This is a genomic window from Cellulomonas sp. A375-1 (assembly GCF_001040865.1).
Classification (GTDB): Bacteria; Actinomycetota; Actinomycetes; order Actinomycetales; family Cellulomonadaceae; genus Cellulomonas; species Cellulomonas gelida.
Genome location: NZ_LFKW01000030.1, coordinates 1 through 17,345 on the forward strand (window position 1 = coordinate 1; position 17,345 = coordinate 17,345).

General features: G+C 73.7%; 22 protein-coding genes. 6 read left to right on the forward strand and 16 right to left on the reverse strand.

Annotated features, from left to right (window positions below; translation table 11 throughout):
* A partial coding sequence (locus tag CWIS_RS02885; protein ID WP_156186524.1) for a MerR family transcriptional regulator occupies positions 1–611 on the reverse strand: 611 nt, incomplete at its 3' end.
* Positions 612–874: 263 nt separating this feature from the next.
* Here CWIS_RS02885 and CWIS_RS02890 point away from each other — a divergent pair.
* Positions 875–1,180 carry a WhiB family transcriptional regulator gene (locus tag CWIS_RS02890; RefSeq protein WP_048341738.1) on the forward strand — a complete coding sequence of 102 codons (306 nt, stop codon included), beginning with the start codon at positions 875–877 and terminating at the stop codon, positions 1,178–1,180.
* A gap of 132 nt (positions 1,181–1,312) precedes the next feature.
* On the opposite strand, the gene groES is transcribed toward CWIS_RS02890, so the two are convergent.
* Positions 1,313–1,609, reverse strand: coding sequence for a co-chaperone GroES (gene groES, locus CWIS_RS02895; protein WP_048341739.1), 297 nt, complete (start codon positions 1,607–1,609; stop codon positions 1,313–1,315).
* Between the two features lie 270 nt (positions 1,610–1,879).
* Here groES and CWIS_RS02900 point away from each other — a divergent pair, with 270 nt between their 5' ends.
* Both CWIS_RS02900 and CWIS_RS02905 read left to right on the forward strand, forming a co-directional pair.
* The gene (locus CWIS_RS02900; RefSeq protein WP_048341740.1) at positions 1,880–3,094 is read left to right on the forward strand and encodes a class I SAM-dependent methyltransferase; all 1,215 of its coding nucleotides are present in this window, start codon (positions 1,880–1,882) and stop codon (positions 3,092–3,094) included.
* On the forward strand, positions 3,094–4,230 hold the full coding sequence (locus tag CWIS_RS02905; protein ID WP_048341741.1) for a glutamate--cysteine ligase: 1,137 nt from the start codon (positions 3,094–3,096) through the stop codon (positions 4,228–4,230). The genes CWIS_RS02900 and CWIS_RS02905 overlap by 1 nt, the downstream gene beginning before the upstream one ends.
* Before the next feature lie 14 nt (positions 4,231–4,244).
* Here CWIS_RS02905 and CWIS_RS02910 read toward each other — a convergent pair whose 3' ends face one another.
* From CWIS_RS02910 to CWIS_RS02935, 6 genes are all read right to left on the reverse strand, one after another.
* Positions 4,245–4,589: a hypothetical protein gene (locus tag CWIS_RS02910; RefSeq protein ID WP_048341742.1), complete on the reverse strand. Its 345-nt coding sequence runs from the start codon at positions 4,587–4,589 to the stop codon at positions 4,245–4,247.
* A 135-nt stretch (positions 4,590–4,724) separates the two neighbouring features.
* A complete protein-coding gene (locus tag CWIS_RS02915; protein WP_048341743.1) occupies positions 4,725–5,315 on the reverse strand; it encodes a hypothetical protein in 591 nt (196 codons plus the stop codon).
* A 46-nt stretch (positions 5,316–5,361) separates the two neighbouring features.
* Positions 5,362–5,592, reverse strand: a complete 231-nt coding sequence (locus tag CWIS_RS02920) for a DUF4287 domain-containing protein (RefSeq protein WP_048341744.1) — start codon at positions 5,590–5,592, stop codon at positions 5,362–5,364.
* Positions 5,585–6,073 carry an SRPBCC domain-containing protein gene (locus CWIS_RS02925; protein ID WP_048341745.1) on the reverse strand — a complete coding sequence of 163 codons (489 nt, stop codon included), beginning with the start codon at positions 6,071–6,073 and terminating at the stop codon, positions 5,585–5,587. Before CWIS_RS02925 ends, CWIS_RS02920 begins: the two co-directional genes overlap by 8 nt.
* Positions 6,070–6,456, reverse strand: a complete 387-nt coding sequence (locus CWIS_RS02930) for a helix-turn-helix domain-containing protein (RefSeq protein WP_048341746.1) — start codon at positions 6,454–6,456, stop codon at positions 6,070–6,072. Before CWIS_RS02930 ends, CWIS_RS02925 begins: the two co-directional genes overlap by 4 nt.
* Before the next feature lie 60 nt (positions 6,457–6,516).
* The gene (locus CWIS_RS02935) at positions 6,517–7,137 is read right to left on the reverse strand and encodes an FMN-binding negative transcriptional regulator (protein ID WP_048341747.1); all 621 of its coding nucleotides are present in this window, start codon (positions 7,135–7,137) and stop codon (positions 6,517–6,519) included.
* 39 nt (positions 7,138–7,176) lie between these two features.
* On the opposite strand from CWIS_RS02935, the gene CWIS_RS02940 reads away from it, so the two are divergent.
* Positions 7,177–7,857 (forward strand): HAD family hydrolase, encoded by a 681-nt coding sequence (locus tag CWIS_RS02940; RefSeq protein ID WP_053071511.1) that lies wholly within the window; start codon positions 7,177–7,179, stop codon positions 7,855–7,857.
* Positions 7,858–7,933: 76 nt separating this feature from the next.
* On the opposite strand, the gene CWIS_RS02945 is transcribed toward CWIS_RS02940, so the two are convergent.
* The 7 genes from CWIS_RS02945 to tsaD form a co-directional block, all read right to left on the reverse strand.
* Entirely contained in the window at positions 7,934–8,764 is an 831-nt protein-coding gene (locus CWIS_RS02945; RefSeq protein ID WP_048341749.1) for a hypothetical protein, read from the reverse strand.
* Positions 8,761–9,162: a hypothetical protein gene (locus tag CWIS_RS02950; RefSeq protein ID WP_156186525.1), complete on the reverse strand. Its 402-nt coding sequence runs from the start codon at positions 9,160–9,162 to the stop codon at positions 8,761–8,763. The genes CWIS_RS02945 and CWIS_RS02950 overlap by 4 nt, the downstream gene beginning before the upstream one ends.
* Positions 9,163–9,293: 131 nt before the next feature.
* Positions 9,294–9,935 carry an ATP-binding cassette domain-containing protein gene (locus CWIS_RS02955; protein ID WP_053071512.1) on the reverse strand — a complete coding sequence of 214 codons (642 nt, stop codon included), beginning with the start codon at positions 9,933–9,935 and terminating at the stop codon, positions 9,294–9,296.
* Positions 9,932–10,753, reverse strand: coding sequence for an ABC transporter permease (locus CWIS_RS02960; RefSeq protein WP_053071513.1), 822 nt, complete (start codon positions 10,751–10,753; stop codon positions 9,932–9,934). Before CWIS_RS02960 ends, CWIS_RS02955 begins: the two co-directional genes overlap by 4 nt.
* Before the next feature lie 19 nt (positions 10,754–10,772).
* Positions 10,773–11,837: an ABC transporter substrate-binding protein gene (locus CWIS_RS02965; protein WP_048341751.1), complete on the reverse strand. Its 1,065-nt coding sequence runs from the start codon at positions 11,835–11,837 to the stop codon at positions 10,773–10,775.
* A gap of 20 nt (positions 11,838–11,857) precedes the next feature.
* Positions 11,858–15,097 (reverse strand): [FeFe] hydrogenase, group A, encoded by a 3,240-nt coding sequence (locus tag CWIS_RS02970; protein WP_231583641.1) that lies wholly within the window; start codon positions 15,095–15,097, stop codon positions 11,858–11,860.
* A gap of 164 nt (positions 15,098–15,261) precedes the next feature.
* Positions 15,262–16,308 carry a tRNA (adenosine(37)-N6)-threonylcarbamoyltransferase complex transferase subunit TsaD gene (gene tsaD / locus CWIS_RS02975; protein ID WP_048341757.1) on the reverse strand — a complete coding sequence of 349 codons (1,047 nt, stop codon included), beginning with the start codon at positions 16,306–16,308 and terminating at the stop codon, positions 15,262–15,264.
* Positions 16,309–16,423: 115 nt separating this feature from the next.
* Here tsaD and CWIS_RS19800 point away from each other — a divergent pair, with 115 nt between their 5' ends.
* Both CWIS_RS19800 and CWIS_RS02980 read left to right on the forward strand, forming a co-directional pair.
* The gene (locus CWIS_RS19800; protein ID WP_369796459.1) at positions 16,424–16,669 is read left to right on the forward strand and encodes a hypothetical protein; all 246 of its coding nucleotides are present in this window, start codon (positions 16,424–16,426) and stop codon (positions 16,667–16,669) included.
* Positions 16,591–17,016: a nitroreductase family protein gene (locus CWIS_RS02980; protein WP_369796460.1), complete on the forward strand. Its 426-nt coding sequence runs from the start codon at positions 16,591–16,593 to the stop codon at positions 17,014–17,016. The genes CWIS_RS19800 and CWIS_RS02980 overlap by 79 nt, the downstream gene beginning before the upstream one ends.
* Before the next feature lie 65 nt (positions 17,017–17,081).
* Here CWIS_RS02980 and CWIS_RS02985 read toward each other — a convergent pair.
* On the reverse strand, positions 17,082–17,345 hold a 264-nt coding region (locus CWIS_RS02985), incomplete at its 5' end, for a sulfurtransferase (RefSeq protein ID WP_255352733.1).

Consider the following 17,345-nt stretch of genomic DNA (forward strand, 5'->3'; position numbering starts at 1 on the left):
CACGCGCGCAGCGCCTCGACCGCCGCGGCGCGCACGGTGAGCGCGGCGTCCGCGCCGGGCCGGTCGACGACCGTGCGCCGCCCGAGCTCGGTGAGCGCAGGCTCGAGCAGGTCGGTCCACCACCGCTCGAGCTCGACGGTCCCGGCGCCGGGCGGGATCGTCACGATGTCCCGGCAGGCCGCGGCGTCGCCCGCGAGCGCGGCGTCGACGAGCGCGGTCGGGGTGACGACGGCGCGCGACGCGCCCGCGAGGGTCCCCGTCGGTCGGGCCGCGAGGCTCCCTCCGGACCCTCCCTCGGGCACCTCGACGTCCGCGACGCTCGCGAGCCGTGCCGCATCACCGGGCGCGACACCGTCGAGCGTGAGCCGCCGCATGACCAGGAGGCGCTCGACGTCGGCCGCCGAGTAGCGCCGGTGCGAGCCGGCCGACCGTTCGGACGGCCCGAGCCCGTACCGGCGGTCCCACGTCCGCAGCGTCGCGGGCGCGACGCCGAGGCGCGCGGCGACCGCCGCCACCGTGAGCGGCGCGGCGTGGTGCGCAGGGGCACCGACCCGTCGGCCACCGTCGTCGCGCTCGGGTCCGGCCGAGCCGTCGTCGGGCGACAAGGTCATGGCGCGATTCTGCCAGGCCGTCCGGCCCAGAATCGCGCCCGGCAACCCATTGCGCGTCACCCGATCGTGTCAAAACGGCACAGACGCGGACACAGAACCGCGCCGCGACCTGTTATCGAACGAGTCTTGACCGGATTGTGGCGCGGTTGTAGCGTTCCGGTCACACGCCGTGACGACGTGGCACGACGACCTTGACAGCAGCAGTGAAGCCAGGACGAACCGATCGCCCGGATCCGCAGCCGGACGATCGACGAGGAGGACGCATGGCCGAGATCTCGCGCTTGCCCGGACCCGTGATGGACCTGTGGGAGTGGCAGTTCGAAGGCGCCTGCCGCGACGCAGACCAGGACCTCTTCTTCCACCCCGAAGGTGAGCGTGGATCCGCTCGCCGACGTCGCGCCGAGGCCGCCAAGGCCGTGTGCGCCACGTGCCCCGTGCTCGACCAGTGCCGCGAGCAGTCCCTCGCGGTGCGCGAGCCCTACGGCGTCTGGGGCGGCCTGTCCGAGGACGAGCGCGCCGCGCTGCTCGCCCAGCGGGGCCGCACCGTCGTCGCCCGCACCACCGCCTGAACCCCCGTCTGACCCGCGCCGGCTGAGCGCCCGCGGCCCCGAGCTCCGGACCCACCGGGGAACGTCGAAGGCCCCCGTCCATCAGGACGGGGGCCTTCGCGTCGCCTGACCCGCGGACGGGTCAGTGCAGGATCACTTGACGACGACCGCCAGGATGTCGCGCGCCGAGAGGATCAGGTACTCCTCGCCGGAGTACTTGACCTCGGTGCCGCCGTACTTCGAGTAGATGACCTTGTCACCGACAGCGACGTCGAGCGGGACGCGGTTGCCCTTGTCGTCGATCCGACCCGGACCGATCGCGAGGACCTCGCCCTCCTGGGGCTTCTCCTTGGCGGAGTCCGGGATGACCAGACCCGAGGCCGTCGTCGTCTCCGCCTCCAGGGGCTTCACGACGATCCGGTCCTCGAGCGGCTTGATGGAGACCGACACTGCGGACCTCCCCTTCGCGTGTGTTGAGTGGTTCAGTGGGTCGCGCCCAGCCACCGTCGTCGCGGGTGCCGGAGACCTGGCGCGTTGGCACACTCATACCGAGAGTGCCAGTTCCTCACTCTAGGAACCGCTTGGCACTCGGTCAAGGCGAGTGCTAACCCCAGCGCCGACGGGCCGGGCGCACGCCTGGAAGCAGGAGTGGAAGCACACGCCGGCCCGACGCGCGGAGCGGGTCCCGCGCAACGCCCGCAGGGTGCAAGGATCGCCGACATGGATGCCGACGGCCTCAGCCGGCTGCTCACCCCCGACGGGTGGGCGCTGCTGTCCGCCCTGCCCCCGTACGACGAGCGGCTCGCGATGCCGCTGGGCGAGCGGCTGCGCGCCGAGGGCCTGCACCCCTCCCTCGTCGCGGCCGCGCTGACGCAGTCGCGCCTGCGCGGCAAGGCGCACGCCAAGCTCGGCGACTTCGCCGACGGCATGCTGTTCACCGCGGCGGGCCTCGAGCAGGCGACCCGGCTCGAGGTCGGGGCGCACCACGCGCGCCGCTACCGCGACGCGGGCCTCACGCACGTGGCGGACCTCACGTGCGGGATCGGCGCGGACGCGCTCGCGTTCGCAGGGGTCGGCCTGCGCGTGACGGCCGCCGAGCTCGACGAGATGACCGCAGCCATCGCGACGGTGAACCTGCGGCACTTCCCCGAGGTCGAGGTCCGGCACACCGACGGGCTGAGCCTGGACCTGACGGGCGTCGACGGCGTGTACGCCGACCCCGCTCGTCGCACGGGCGGCGGTTCGCGCGTGCACGACCCCGCCTCCTACTCCCCGCCGCTGGACGCTGTTCTCGCGGTCCGCGAGCGCGTCCCCGCCCTCGGCCTCAAGCTCGGCCCCGGCATCGCGCACCGCGACCTGCCGGACGACGCGCGCGCCCAGTGGGTGTCCGTCGACGGCGACGTCGTCGAGCTCGGCCTGTGGTTCGGCCCGCTCGCTCCCGAGGGTCCGGGCCGCTCGGCGCTCGTCCTGCGGGGCGGGCAGCCGCACGTGCTCGCTCCCGACGAGGTCGCGCACGCGCATGTCGGGGCGATCGGCGCGTACCTGTACGAGCCCGACGGCGCGGTCATCCGCGCGGGGCTCGTCGGCGACGTCGCGCTCGACGTGCGCGGCCGGCTCGTCGACCCCACGATCGCCTACGTGACGTCCGACGAGCTGCAGGCGACCCCGTTCGCGACGGCCTACCGCGTCCTGGACCGGATGCCGTTCGGGCTCAAGCGCCTGCGCACCTACCTGCGCGAGCGTGGCGTCGGCCGCCTGACGATCAAGAAGCGCGGCACGGCGGTCGTGCCCGAGCAGCTGCGCCGGCAGCTCGACCTGCGGGGCGACGCGACCGCGACGATCGTGCTCACGCGCGTCGCGGGGCACCAGAGCGTCCTCGTCGTGGAGCCCGTCGGTGACGAGCTCGCGGGCACGAGCGCGCCGGGAGGCTCCTGATGGCCGCGCCCGTGCACCTGCCGTTCGCGAGCAGCGAACGCTCGACGGTCGGGCTCGAGTGGGAGGTCGCCCTCGTCGACGCCGACTCGGGGGACCTGCGCCAGGCCGCGCAGGCGATCTTCGACACCGTCGGCACCGATCATCCGAACATCACCCAGGAGCTGCTGCGCAACACGGTCGAGGTCTCGTCCGGCAAGTGCCGCACCGTGGGCGAGGCGGGCGCCGACCTGCGTCGTGCGCTCGACGAGGTCGCCGCGGCGGCCGCTCCCCTGCGGATCGACCTCATGGGCGGCGGCACGCACCCGTTCGCGCACTGGGCCACGCAGAAGGTCAGCGACAAGCAGCGGTACGCGACGCTCATCGACCGCACGCAGTGGTGGGGCCGGCAGATGCTCATCTACGGCGTGCACGTGCACGTCGGCATCGAGGACCGGGCCAAGGTCCTGCCGATCTCGCGCGCGATGCTCACGGTGTTCGCGCACATCCAGTCGCTGTCCGCGTCGTCCCCGTTCTGGGGCGGCAAGGACACCGGCTACGCCTCCAACCGCGCGCTGCTGTTCCAGCAGCTGCCGACGGCCGGGCTGCCGTACCAGTTCGACGAGTGGTCCCAGCTCGAGCAGTACGTCGGGGACATGCTGCACACCGGCGTGATCGACCAGTTCAACGAGGTCCGCTGGGACGTGCGCCCCGCGCCGCGGTTCGGGACGCTCGAGATGCGCATCGCCGACGGCGCGACGAACCTGCTCGAGGTCACCGCGATCGGCGCGCTCACGCACTGCTTCGTCGAGCACTTCTCGTCGTTGATCGACGCGGGCGAGCCGCTGCCGTCGATGCCCACGTGGTTCGTGCAGGAGAACAAGTGGCGCTCGGCGCGCTACGGCATGGACGCGATCATCATCACGAACGCGGCGGGCGACGAGGAGCTCGTCACGGACTCGGTCGCGCACTGGCTGACCGTGCTCGCGCCGGTCGCCGAACGCCTGGGGTGCTCCGAGGAGCTCGAGCAGGTCCGCGTGATCCTGCGTCGCGGCGCGTCCTACCAGCGGCAGCGGGCCGTCGCGCGCCGCAACGCGGGCGAGCTCGACGCGGTCGTCGCCTCCCTCGTCGCCGAGCTGCGCGCAGGCAAGCCGCTGTAGGCCGCTGGACGCCGCTAGTACCTGCTCGCGAGCGGGGCGATCCAGCGCCAGGTGTCCAGCATCGCGTCGGCGACCAGCGCCACCTCGGCGTGCCGCGACGGCGGCGCGACGACGCCGACGACGTAGGCCCAGCCGTCCCGGTCGATGTGGGTGTCCGCGAACATCGTCCCTCCCCCGTCGAGGAGCACCGTCAGTCGCCACCCGGTCCCGGCTGCGGTCTCGACGCGCTCGACCGGACCCAGCCACGTCCAGCTCGGTGGGGTCTGCGTGCGCAGCGCGTCCGGACGACGCGCTGCCTCGAGGATCGGACGACCGTCCTGGAGGGCGCCCACGGCACCCAGCGACATGATCGTGATCACCGCTCGTCCTCGGAGCGGCACGGTGGCACTGCGTATCCCGTGGGGATCCAGGAGCCCGGCCCGGCACTGCGCCCCGGGCCGATCTGGAGTCTCGCAGCCCCTGCCCCCGACGACGACGCGCGTCGTCGGCTGCGGTCAGCTCGCTGGGCGGCGGGCCGGGACCTGGTCGTGCCAGCGCCAGCTCGTGAGCACGCGCTCCGCGGCGGCGAGGAGCGGCTCGTGGTCCGAGCCGCCGACCAGGCGGACGACGAATGCCCATCCGCCGTGGTCCACGTGCAGGTCGGTCACGGTCGTCGCGAGCGCCGTGCGCACCGTGCGGCGCCACATCGGTCCGGCTGCGGTCACGACCTGCTCCACGACGGCGGGACCGGCCCCGTCCGGCTCACCCCACGGGTCGCGGGCCGACGAGCGGGCGCGATCCTCCGCGACCGGCAGGCCGCCCGGAGCCTGCAGCGGGTCCTGCGAAAGTTGGAGCGGTCCCAGTGCCTCGATGGTGAGCGCTCCCCCACCGAGGTCGGCGGCGAGCATCCGCGCGCCTTCGACGACCGTGTCCACGTCCGGCACCAGCAGGTCGAGGCCGGGCCGCCCGTCACGCGCGCTCAGCGTCGCGCGACGAGCGGGCGACCCGCCTGTCGTCGCCCGTCGCCCTCGCGGCCCGATCGCGCTGGCGAGGCACCACACGGCGAACGCGGCGAACGGCACGGCCAGCAGCAGATCGAGACCCATGCCCTCCTGATCGTCAGGGCGGGCGCGATTCCGAGGGAACCAGGGGTCAGGACCGGGCGGCGCGGACGTACGCGACGACCGCGTTGGCGTGGCCGTGGCCCAGCCCGTGCTCGGTCTTGAGCCAGGTGACGGTCTCCAGGTGCTTCTCGTCGGCCGGGCGGGCGGCGACGAGCGTGAGCCACTCGTCGATCGGCCGCCCGTAGGTCTTCTCGATCGACGGGAAGTACGACGCCGGGCCCGTCACCTTCGGGGGCGCGCCGTCGGCCGCGTCAGCCATCGGCCAGGATCGCGTCGATCTGGCCGAGCGCGAGCGTCATGCCCTCGAGCATGCCCATCGCGACGAGCTGCTCGAGCGCCTCCAGCGTCGGGAACTGGGACGTGATCGTCATGCGCGTCCCGGTGGGGATCGCCTCGAGCGTCACGTGCCCACGCGTGACCGGCATGTCGTCGGTCGGCTCTCCCGCGTCGTCGGCGAAGCCGTCGTCGAACGCGAGCGAGTGCGGCTCGTCGGTCGCGGTCACGTGCCACCAGCCGTGCGCCTTCGTCCCGTCCGGACCGGTCATGTAGTACGACGTGCGGCCCCCGGGACGCAGGTCGTGGTCGACGAACGACGCCGGCCACTCGGGCGGCCCCCACCAGCGCTCGAGCTGGCGCGGGTCGGCCCACACCTGCCACACCCGCTCGGGCGCGGCGGCGAGCTCGCTGACGATCACGAGGCGCAGCGCCTCGGTGTCCTTGGTCGTGCTGACGACGGTCATCGGTGACTCCCTGTCTGCTCGTCCTGCGGGTCCCTCGGGTCGTCCGGTCCGGCGTCCTGCGCCAGGAGGTCGACGATGCGGTCGACGCGTCCGCGCCAGATCGACTCGTAGGCGTCGAGGAGCCGGGTCGCCGCCCGGATCGTCTCGACGTCTCCGCCGACCATCTGCTCACGTCCTCGCCGCTGCTTGTGCACGAGCGCTGCCCGCTCGAGCACGGCCACGTGCTTCTGGACCGCTGCGAAGCTCATGTCGTACCGCCGCGCGAGCGCGGAGACCGACTGCGCCTCGCGGAGCACCTGGGCGACGATGTCGCGCCGGGTGGCGTCCGCGAGAGCGCCGAACAGGCGATCGACCTCGTCCTGGTCGAGCGGCGCACGATCCATTTCTACAACCATGTGGTTGTACGTTAGACGCGTCCGGGGCCCGGCACAACCCCTGACGGGTCAGGACCGGGCAGCGACCATCGCGTCGGCGACCGCCGCGGTCCCAGAGCCGCCGTCCTGCCGGAGGCCGGCGACGACCCCCGCCTGATCGGCGTCCGACCGGTTCTGGCTCAGCTTCGCCTTGCCCTCGACCCGCTCGACCACCAGCTCGATCCCGACGATCGCGCGCAGCTGCTTGGTCACGAAGGCCTCCGGCGCGTCCGTCACGGCCCACGGCTGCGCGCGGTGGGCCTCGTGCGCGTCGGTCAGCCGCGTCAGCAGGTCGCGCAGCCAGTCCGGGTCGTCGTGCACCGTGACACGGCCCCTCAGGTGCACCGCGGAGTAGTTCCACGTGGGCACGACCCGGCCGTGCTCCGCCTTGGAGGCGTACCAGGACGGCGAGACGTACGCCTGCGGTCCCTCGACGATCGCGAGGCCCGGCATCCCCGGCTCGATCGACCGCCACTGCGGGTTCCCGCGCGCCATGTGCGCGACGAGCCGGTCGTCGTGCCACAGCACGGGCAAGAGCGTGGCGAGCGGGAAGCCGTCCGGTCCGACCGTCACGAGCTCGGCCGAGCCGACCTCCCGCACCAGCGCACGCGCGTCGTCGTCGGTGATCGCGTTGAACACGGGGACGTACATGCGGCGAGGCTAGTCGGCGCTGTCGCTATGTTTTCCGGCGTGACGATCAGGGGGCTGCTGCTCGACTTCTACGGGACGGTCGTGCACGACGACGACGAGCCGTTCGCCGCGGTGTGCTCGGACGTCGCCGCCGCGACCGGGCTCCGCCGCCACGAGGTCTCGACCGCGTGGTCGCAGGAGTACGAGCGGCTGGCCGACGAGGCGCACGGCGACGCGTTCCGCCGCCTGCGCGACCTCGCACGGGACTCGCTCGCTCGCACGCTCCCCCCGCGCGAGCACGGGCTCGACCTCGACGCGCTGCTCGACCCCCTGTACGCGCAGTGGACCGCCCCGCAGGCCTACCCCGACGCGCTCGAGCTCCTGGCCGACCCTCCCGTCCCGGTGTGCCTCGTCTCGGACGTCGACGACGACGTCCTGCTCGCCGCGCTCGCCCACCTTCGGCTCGACGTGCCACTGCGGGTCACGAGCGAGCAGTCGCGCGCCTACAAGCCCGCGGCGCCGTCGTTCGAGCACGCGCTCGGGCTCCTCGGGCTCGGCCCCGACGAGGTCGTGCACGTCGGCGACTCGCTCACGAGCGACGTCGCGGGCGCACACAGCGTGGGGATCCGCAGCGTGTGGGTGGACCGGACGGGTCGCGACGCGCCGAGTGGCGACCACGCACCGACGTGGACGGTCCGCGACCTGCGCCCTCTGCGCGACCTGGTCCGCGCTCAGACCTGACGACGCCTGTCCGCGACCCCCGACACAGCCTGGACCGACGGCGCAGCGGGGCCTCACGACTCGAGCAGGTCGACCCTCACGTCGTGCGCACGACGGGAAGGCCGGGAGCGAGCGGCGGGACCCGGTCGAGTGGGACCGGCCGCTCGACCGGGTCGGTCCGGCACACCGGCGCGGGCGGCTCCATCCCGAACGTCGGCGGCGGGTCGACGGGCTCGGGACCGGACGGCGCAGGCGGCGGCAGCACGGGCGGCTGCCGGACGCGAGGGTGCGGGACGGGCGGGTGCGGGGCGGGCCCGGGCGTCGGTACACCAGGCACGACCGGCAAGGGCGACTCACCGCCGGGTCGACCGTCGCGGGGGCCGTCGGGCGCGGCGCCGCGCGGGGACCCCGCGGCCCTCGGTGCGACCGCGCGGACACGGTCGGCGGCGTCGTCCATCGCAGCGCCGACGGTCACGAGCGCGATGGTCGCGACGCGCTCGCGCTCGGCAGCACGCGCCGCCACGATCGACGAGGTGCCGGGGCCCGCGCCCGACTCGATCAGCGCCTGACGCGCCGCGGCGGTCAGCTCGCCCGCAGGCAGGGTCTCGTATTCGGTGCGGGCACGTGCGAGGGCTCCCGCAGCGCGCGTCGCAGCCGCACCGAGCGCGTCCGCGGTGTCGGCGGCGCCGAGCACGCTCGTCGCCAGGCTCGCGACGCCGTCCCGCGCCGCCTGCGCGGACATGCCGCCGATGCCGAGGTCGCCCGCGAGCCGCTTGAGCGTCGCCCCGAGCTCCTCGAGGGCCGTGGCCACTCCCCCGAGCTGCCCCGCGTCCGCGTGCGCCTGCGCCGGCGCACCCTCGAGCGCACAGGCGAGCTCGCGGGCCGCCGGCCCGTCGGACGACTGCGCAGGACGGTTCACGCTCGTCACGACAGCCCACCCACGGACGCCGTCGCGGCGCCCGGGTACACCCGGAGCACCGGGCGCGTGTCGCGCACCGACGATCCGGACGTGCCCGCGGCGAGGCGCTGGAGCTCGGCGAAGATCGTCTCGTCGATCCCCACGAGCGCGCGCACCGAGCCGGTCAGCGCGCTCCGCGCGTCGACGGCGGCGGTCCGCGCGGCGGCGACCCGGTCCGCGAGCGTGTCGACCCCCTCGCCGTACGTCGTGGCGAACCGCTCGGCCGCGGGCAGCGTCGACCACGTCGCCGCGCTCTGGTCCGCCGCCACCGCCCGCGTCTGCGCCACGAGCTCGTCGAGCCGGTCGACCATCCGGTCGAGGGTGCGCACGTTGCGTGCCACCGTCTCCGAGTCGATCTCCACCCGCATACGTCCCCCTGCCGGATCGGTCCGGGGCGTCACGCTAGCTGCGTCAGGACGCGCATGTGCGGGCACTCCCCTCGATCTGTGGACAACCGGGGACCGGCACCCGCAGCACGCGCGGAGCACGCCGAGGGTGACTAGGCATCGTCCTGATCGCTCACCGTGCGCGGCGGGTCGAGTCGCACGAGCGTCGCACCGAGGGCCGCGGCCTCGGTGGGGTCGTGGGTCACCACGAGCGCGGTGCGCCCGGCCAGCCGGTCGCGAGTCCAGGCCAGCACCGCGTCGCGGCTCGCGGCGTCGATCCCGACGAACGGCTCGTCGAGCACGACGAGGTCGGCTGGTGGCAGCAGCGCGCGGACGAGCGCGACCCGTCGTCGCTGCCCACCCGACAGCGTGCGCACCGGCACGTGCCACGCGGCCTCGTCGAGCCCGACCGCGCGCAGCCCGTCCTCGACCCCGGCCTCGGCGGCGCGTGGCAGGACGAGCCGCACGTTCGCCGCGGCGGACAGGTGCGCGCACAGCCGGTCCTCCTGGAACGCGGCGGCCCGCGTGCACTCGTGCAGGCCGGCCACGCGGCCCGACGAGGGCCGCACGAGCCCGAGGAGCACACGCACGGTCGTCGTCTTCCCGACGCCGTTGGGGCCCGTCAGCGCGGTCGTCGTGCCGGTGGGCAGCTCGAGCGAGACCCGGTCCAGGACCACGTTCTCGCCGTAGCGCACGGTGACGTCGTGCAGCGCGATGACGTCGTGCAGCGCCATGTCGTCGCGCGGTTCGGTCATCGGGCACCACCCGCCGGGTCGATGAGCGGCGGCGCGGGCTCGCCCGCGAGCCGTCGCCGCGCGCGTTCCAGCAGCACGAGCACCACGCGCTCGGTCAGCGCGGCCAGCACGACGACCACGACCGTCCACGCGAACAGGTCGGCCGTCGCCAGGAACAGCTTCGCCTGGTACATCTGCTCGCCGATCGTGCCCGCGGGCAGCCCGATCACCTCGGCCGCGATCCCGCTCTTCCACGCGAGCCCGACGCCGGTCCGGCAGCCCGCGACGAAGTACGGCAGCACGCCGGGCACGTCCACCGCGAGCACGCGCCGCGGCCACGGCACGGCGAAGACGCGGGTCATCTCCAGCAGTCGGCGGTCGCGGTTCCGGATCCCCTCGAGCACGTTCGTGTACATGATCGGCAGCGCCATGAGGAAGGCGACCACGGCCGCGAGCCGCGACGAGTCGGTCCAGAGCAGCAGCAGGATGATGAACGCGACCACGGGCGTCGCGCGGATCGTGGAGATCAGGGGTGCCAGCATCGCGTCGGCCCACGACGAGGCCGCCGACGACGCCGCGAGGAGCACCCCCGCCACGGCCGCGGCCGTGAAGCCCAGGACGACGCCGGCGAGCGTCCGGGCGACCGTGGCCCAGAAGGTCCCGGTCGGTACGAGCTCGACGAGCCGCACCGCCACGTCCCACGGCCCGACGAGCAGGATCGGCTGGCCGAGCGCCACAGCCCCCACCTGCCACACCACGAGCCAGCAGGCGACGGCGACGAGGAACCGCCCGCGACGGACGGGTGCCCGGGCGCCGACCACCTCGCTCGCGTCGGTCACGACGGCACCCGACCGCCCGCTAGCCCGCGTCCGCGAGGTAGAAGTCGTCGCCGGGCATCGCCCCGCCCACGGACTTCGGCTGCGCGTCGTGCAGGACCTGCAGGTACCCCTCGAGCGCGGGCCGCAGCGCGTCGCCGGTGAGGAACACGAGGTGGCTCGCCGGGATCGCCGCCTGGGCGACGGGCACGGCCTTGACGAGGCCTGCCGCGACCACGAGCTCGGCGGCCTCGGCCGGCGAGTCGTTCACGAAGGTCACGGACGCCTCGTCGTCGGCGAGGAAGTCCGCGAGCGCCTGCGGGTGCTCGTCGGCGAACGCGGTGCGCGCCACGGTGACCCCGGTGACGAGCTGCGACGCGTTGCCGAGGTCCGACCACGCCCGCGTGAGGTCCACCGCGACGCGCACGCCGGGGTTCCCGGCGATGACCGCCGTGGCGTACGGCTGCGGCAGCACTCCGACCGCGCCGGGGGTCGCCGCGAGCAGCGCCGCGACCTCGGTGGCCTCCGACTTGAACTCGACCGTCACGTCGGTGCCGGGTGTCAGCCCCGACTGGCGCAGCAGGTGCTCGAGCACGTACTGCGGGCTCGCCCCCTTGCCGGTCGAGTACACGGTCCGCCCGCGCAGGTCCGCGAGCGACTGGACGCTCGTGCCGTTCTCGAGCACCGAGAGCACGCCCAGGGTGTTGACGGTGAGCGCCTGCACCGCAGGGCCCGCGTCCGTGCGGGTCTGCTGGTAGACGACCGCGGCCAGGTTGGCGGGCAGCAGCGCGACGTCCACCTCGCCCTTGACGAGCAGCGGCACGACCTCGTCGGGCGTGCCGTACGTCGTCACCTCGTAGTCCTGCCGGCCCGTGCCCGCATCGGCGGCCTGCATGAGCCCGACGAGCCCCATCGTCGTCGGACCGGCCAGTGCGGCGATCCGCACGGTGACCCGCTCGGCCGACGCGGTCGGCGTCGGGGTGCTCGTCGCGGCGCTCGTCGTGGCCGGCGTGCCACCCCCCGCGGGCTGCGCCGTCGACGACGCGGCGCACCCGGCCGTCAGCGCCACCGCGAGCATCGCGCCGAGCAGTCTCGCGGTGAGCCTCATGACGGTCTCCTCGGTGCGGTTCAGCCGCGGAACGGCGCGTAGGTGGTGTGCAGGAGCTCGTGCGCGAGCGGTGACGCGGGCGCGCCGTAGAACTCGTCGTAGAGCCGCAGGATGTCCGGGTTCTCCTGGGACTTGCGCAGCGTCGAGAGCTGGTCGATCTCGACCAGCACCTGCTGACGGCCGGGCGTCTCGTCGGCGCACTTCGGCACCGGGTGGCCGGCGCCGCTCACGCAGCCGCCCGGGCAGGCCATGATCTCGACGAGGTCGTACCCGACGTCCTCGCCCGCGATGACCCGCTTGATGAGCGGCTCGGCGTTGCCCAGGCCCGAGATCACGGCGACCCGCACGTCCACGCCGCCGGCGCTGACGGTCGCCTCCTTGATCCCCTCGAGCCCGCGCAGCTCGTGGAAGTCCAGGTGCTCGACGAGGGGCTCGCCCGTGAGCTGCTCGACCGCCATGCGCATCGCGGCCTCGGCGACGCCGCCCGACGCGCCGAACAGCACGCCGGCGCCGGAGACGCGCGAGTAGGGCTCGTCGAACTCGCCGGGCTCCACGTCGGCCGCCTCGAGGCGCAGCATCTGCATCATCTCGAGGAACTCGGTCGTCGTGAGCACGGCGTCGACGTCCCGCACGCCGTCGGGCGCGAACTCGGGCCGCGCGGCCTCGTACTTCTTGGCGATGCACGGCACGATCGACACCACGTACAGGTCGTCGAGCGTGATCCCCGCCTGCGCGGCGAAGTGGTGCTTCACGGTCGTGCCCATCATCTGCTGCGGGCTCTTGCAGCTCGACAGGTGGTCGATGAGCTCGGGGTAGCGCCGTTCGACGAGGTTGACCCAGCCCGGGCAGCACGACGTGAACTGCGGCAGGACGCCGCCGCGGCCCACCCGGTCGAGGAACTCGGTGGTCTCCTCGAGGATCGTCAGGTCCGCCGCGAACGAGAAGTCGAACACCTTGTCGAAGCCGACCTTGCGCATCATCCCGGCGATGAACGCGCTCGCCTCGGCGGGCTCGATCCCGTACTCCGCGGCGATGACCGACCGCACGGCCGGGGCGACGAAGCCGACGACGACCTTGCTCGGGTCGTTGATCGCGGTGAACACGTCGCCGCGTTCGCGCACGTAGTCCAGCGCGCCGCACGGGCACGCGCGCACGCACTGGCCGCACGAGACGCAGTCGGTCTCCGACAGCGGCAGCCCGTTGTGCGTGCCGACGACGAGCCGGCCCTCGTGGTACTGGAACGCCAGCACGCCCGGGCCCTCGAGCTCCGCGCACGCCTTGACGCACAGACCGCACGCGATGCACTTGTTGTTGTCCCGGACGATGAACGGGTGGTCCGCGACGACGGGCTCGTACGGCCGCACGTGCAGCGGGGCCGCGAACACCACGCCGTGCGCGGTCGCCTCGTCGCGGAGCTGGCAGCAGTCCTGCTTCGCGCAGCCGCACTCCAGGCACCGCGCCGCCTCGGTGCGTGCCTGCTCCTCGGTGAGCCCGGTCTCGACCTCGGCGAAGCCCGCGAGGCGCTCGGCCACGGGCAGTGCGGGCATGGTCGCGCGCGGCACGCGCACGACCTCCTCGAACTCGTGCCGCGGCAGGTCCTCGAGCGTGCCGCGCGAGCACGAGTAGTCCTCGTGGCCGGGGCGCACGTAGCCGCGCAGGACGAAGTCCGACATCGCCGCGGCGGCGCGGCGGCCGGCCGCGACGGCCTGGATCACCGTGGCGGGACCGGTCACGCAGTCGCCGCCCGCGAAGATCTTCGCCTCGGACGACTGCATGGTGCGGCCGTCGACCTCGACGTCGCCCCACTGGTTGAGCCGCACGGGCAGGTCGGCGTACGCGGCCTCCTCGGCGCCGTGCGCGGGCCGGCCGCGCACCCACGTGCTGATGTGCACCGGCATCTCGTAGTAGAGGAACGCCGTGTCCGTGCTCTGCCCGATCGCGCCGATGATCGTGTCGGCCTCGATCCCGAACTCGCTGCCCTCGACGGGCACGGGGCGACGACGCCCGGTGCGGTCGGCCTCACCGAGCTCCATCCGCAGGCACGTCAGGCGCTTGGCACCCGTCTCGTCGGCGGTGATCCGCTCGGGTGCGGTGAGGTAGAGCATCTCGACGCCCTCGGCGACGGCCTCCTCGACCTCGAACGGCTCGGCGGGCATCTCCTCGCGCGTGCGCCGGTAGACGAGCTGCACGTGCGTCGCGCCCGTGCGCAGCGCGGTGCGTGCGCAGTCGATCGCGGTGTTGCCGCCGCCGATGACGACCGTTCGGCCGAGCGGGATCTCGTCGCCCTTCGCGACGCGCTCGAGGTACTGGATGCCCAGCCACACGCCCTCGAGGTTCTCGCCGTCGATGCGCAGCGGGGTCGCGCGCCACGAGCCGATCGCGAGGTAGACCGCGTCGAAGTCGCGACGCAGGTCCTCCAGGCTCAGGTGCGTGCCGAGCGCCTTGCCGGTCACCACCTGGACGCCGAGCGCGCGGATGATGTCGATCTCGTGGCTCAGCGTGGCCTTCGGGAGCCGGTACTCGGGGATGCCGTACCGCATCATCCCGCCCGCGTGCTCCTGCTTCTCGAACACCGTGACGGCGTGCCCGGCGAGTGCGCTGTAGTACGCGGCGGACAGCCCCGACGGGCCGGCGCCGACGACGGCGATCCGCTTGCCGGTCGACGGTGCGGTGCGCGGGATCCACGGCGTCGGTCGCGCCATGTCCCAGTCGGTCGCGAAGCGCTTGACGTAGTTGATGGCCACGGGCTCGTCGACGAGGTTGCGGCGGCATGCCGACTCGCACAGGTGCGGGCACACGCGCCCGCACACCGACGGGAACGGGTTGCGGTCCTTGATGACCCGGACCGCGGCCTCGTAGTTCCCGTCCGCGACGTGCTGCAGGTAGGTCTGGACGTCGACGTTCGCGGGGCACGTCTGCACGCACGGCGCGACGCAGTCCGCGTTGTGGTCGGTCAGCAGCTGCTCGAGCCGCACCTTGCGGTACTCCTCGAGCCGGGGCGACCGCGTGGTGACGACCATCCCCGCGGACAGCGGCGTCAGGCACGCCTTGACGTCACGCGCGTCGGGGCCCACCTCGACCATGCACAGGCCGCAGCTCGCGTTCGAGCGTTCCATGCGCACGTCGTGGCACAGCGACGGGATCGAGACGCCCTCGGCCGCGAGAGCCTGCAGGATCGTCAGGCCGGCGTCGACCTCCAGCTCCACGCCGTCCACCGTGACGGTGACGCGCTCACGCTCGGACCGGTCGTGCACGCTCACGTGCGCCCTCCTCGTCGAGAGACCGGTGCGCGGGCGCCGTCGCCCCCGCACCGCGCGACGCGGGACACCACGTCGCACCCACGGCCCACGCTAGGAACGCGCGACGACGACCGCGCGTGACTTCCGACCTAACTTCGCCGCGACGACGCGGCAGGTCAGGAGCGTCAGACGAGCACCTGGGTCAGCGGCATCGAGGAGTCGACGGGGATCTCGAGCGACGACGGACGCATCCCCCGGCGCACCACGGCCGAGCCGAGCGCCGCGATCATCGCGCCGTTGTCGGTGCAGAACCGGATCGGCGGGATGCGCAGCTCGATGCCTGCTTCGGCGCACCGCGCCGCCGCCAGCTCCCGCAGCTGGGAGTTGGCGGAGAAGCCGCCGCCGACGACGAGCGTGCGCACGTCGTGCGCGCGGCACGCCGCGATGGTCTTGGCCGTCAGCACGTCGGCGACCGCCGCGGCGAACGACGCCGAGACGTCGGCCAGGGGCAGCTCCTCGCCCGCGTCCTGGCGCGCCTCGACCCACCGGGCGACCGCGGTCTTGAGCCCCGAGAACGAGAAGTCGGCCGCGTGCTTCGCCTGGTCCTTGGCGGCGGTCAGCCCGCGCGGGAAGCGGATCGCCTCGGGGTTGCCCTCGCGCGCCAGCCGGTCGATGTGCGGGCCGCCCGGGTAGGGCAGGCCGAGCAGGCGGCCGACCTTGTCGAACGCCTCGCCCGCGGCGTCGTCGAGCGTCGAGCCGAGCTCGGTCACGTGCACCGTGTCGTCGAGCAGGAGCAGGGACGAGTGCCCGCCGGAGACGACGAGCGCCATGACCCGCTCGGGGAACGGCCCGTCGACGAGCTCGTCGACCACCGCGTGACCGATCACGTGGTTGACGCCGTACAGCGGCTTGTCGAGGCCGATCGCGAGCGCCTTGGCGGCGGACGCCCCGACGGTCAGCGGCCCGACGAGCCCGGGGCCTGCGGTCACGGCGATCGCGTCGACCTCGTCGAGCGTCACCTCGGCGGTCGCCAGCGCGCGCTCGATCGTCGGGACCATGGCCTCGAGGTGGGCACGGGACGCGATCTCGGGGATGATCCCGCCGAACCGCGCGTGCTCGTCGACGGACGACGCGACGGCGTCGACGAGGAGGTCGTACCCGCGCACGAGCGCGACCCCGGTCTCGTCGCACGAGGTCTCGATCCCCAGGACCAGCGGCTCGCTGACAGGCATGGCGACCACTGTAGGTCCCCGCGCGACGGCGTCCGAACCGGGGCGCGGAGGCCGTGTGGCGAGCCTCACTCCCCTCGCGGGAAGCGCCCGAGTTACTTCACGCTTCAACTGAACTATGACGACTGACAGCGCGACGATCGACTCCCTCGACTTCCCGACGCCCGCGTACGCGGTCGCCGACGAGGTCGCCGACCTCCTGTTCCGCGAGGCGCGCACGATCGGCGCCTTCACCGACCAGCCCGTCTCCGACGACGAGCTCGCGGCGGTCTACGACCTGCTCAAGTGGGGCCCGACGGCCATGAACACCTCGCCGCGCACGCCGCCGAGGGCAACCGCGACCGCATCCTCGCCGCACCGCTGACGCTCGTCGTCGCCGCCGACCCGGCCTTCCACCGCCTCCTGCCCGTCCTCGCCCCGCACCGCGCGTCGATGGTCGACGCGCTCGAGGCCCAGCCCGAGCAGCGCGCGGGGATGGCCCGCCAGAACACGCTCATCCAGACCGGCTACCTGATCACCGCGCTGCGCGCGACGGGGCTCGACGCCGGTCCCATCGGCGGCGTGGACACCACCGGGATCGACGCCGAGTTCTTCGCCGAGTCGGGCTGGCAGTCGCAGCTCGTCGTGCTCGTGGGCCACCGGGACGGCGTCGGCACGCCCCACTCGCGCGCCGCGCGCCTGGCGTGGTCCGACGTCTCCGCGACGGTCTGACACCCCTCGCAGCAGCCTGACCGACGACGCGCACGTCCCCCTGCGGGGCGTGCGCGTCCGTCGTCTCAGCGCCCGGTGGCCACCGGACGCGTCTCGTCGTTCGACCACTGCGACCACGAGCCCGGGTACAGCGCTGCCTCCACGCCGATCGACGCGAGCGCCGCGACCTCGTGCGCGGCCGTGACCCCCGAGCCGCAGTACACCGCGACGGGCGCACCCGCGGCGGCGCCCAGCGCGCGGAACCGCTCGCGCAGCCGGTCGGCGGGCAGGAACGCGCCGTCCTCGGTGAGGTTCTCGCCCGTGGGGGCACTCACCGCGCCGGGGATGTG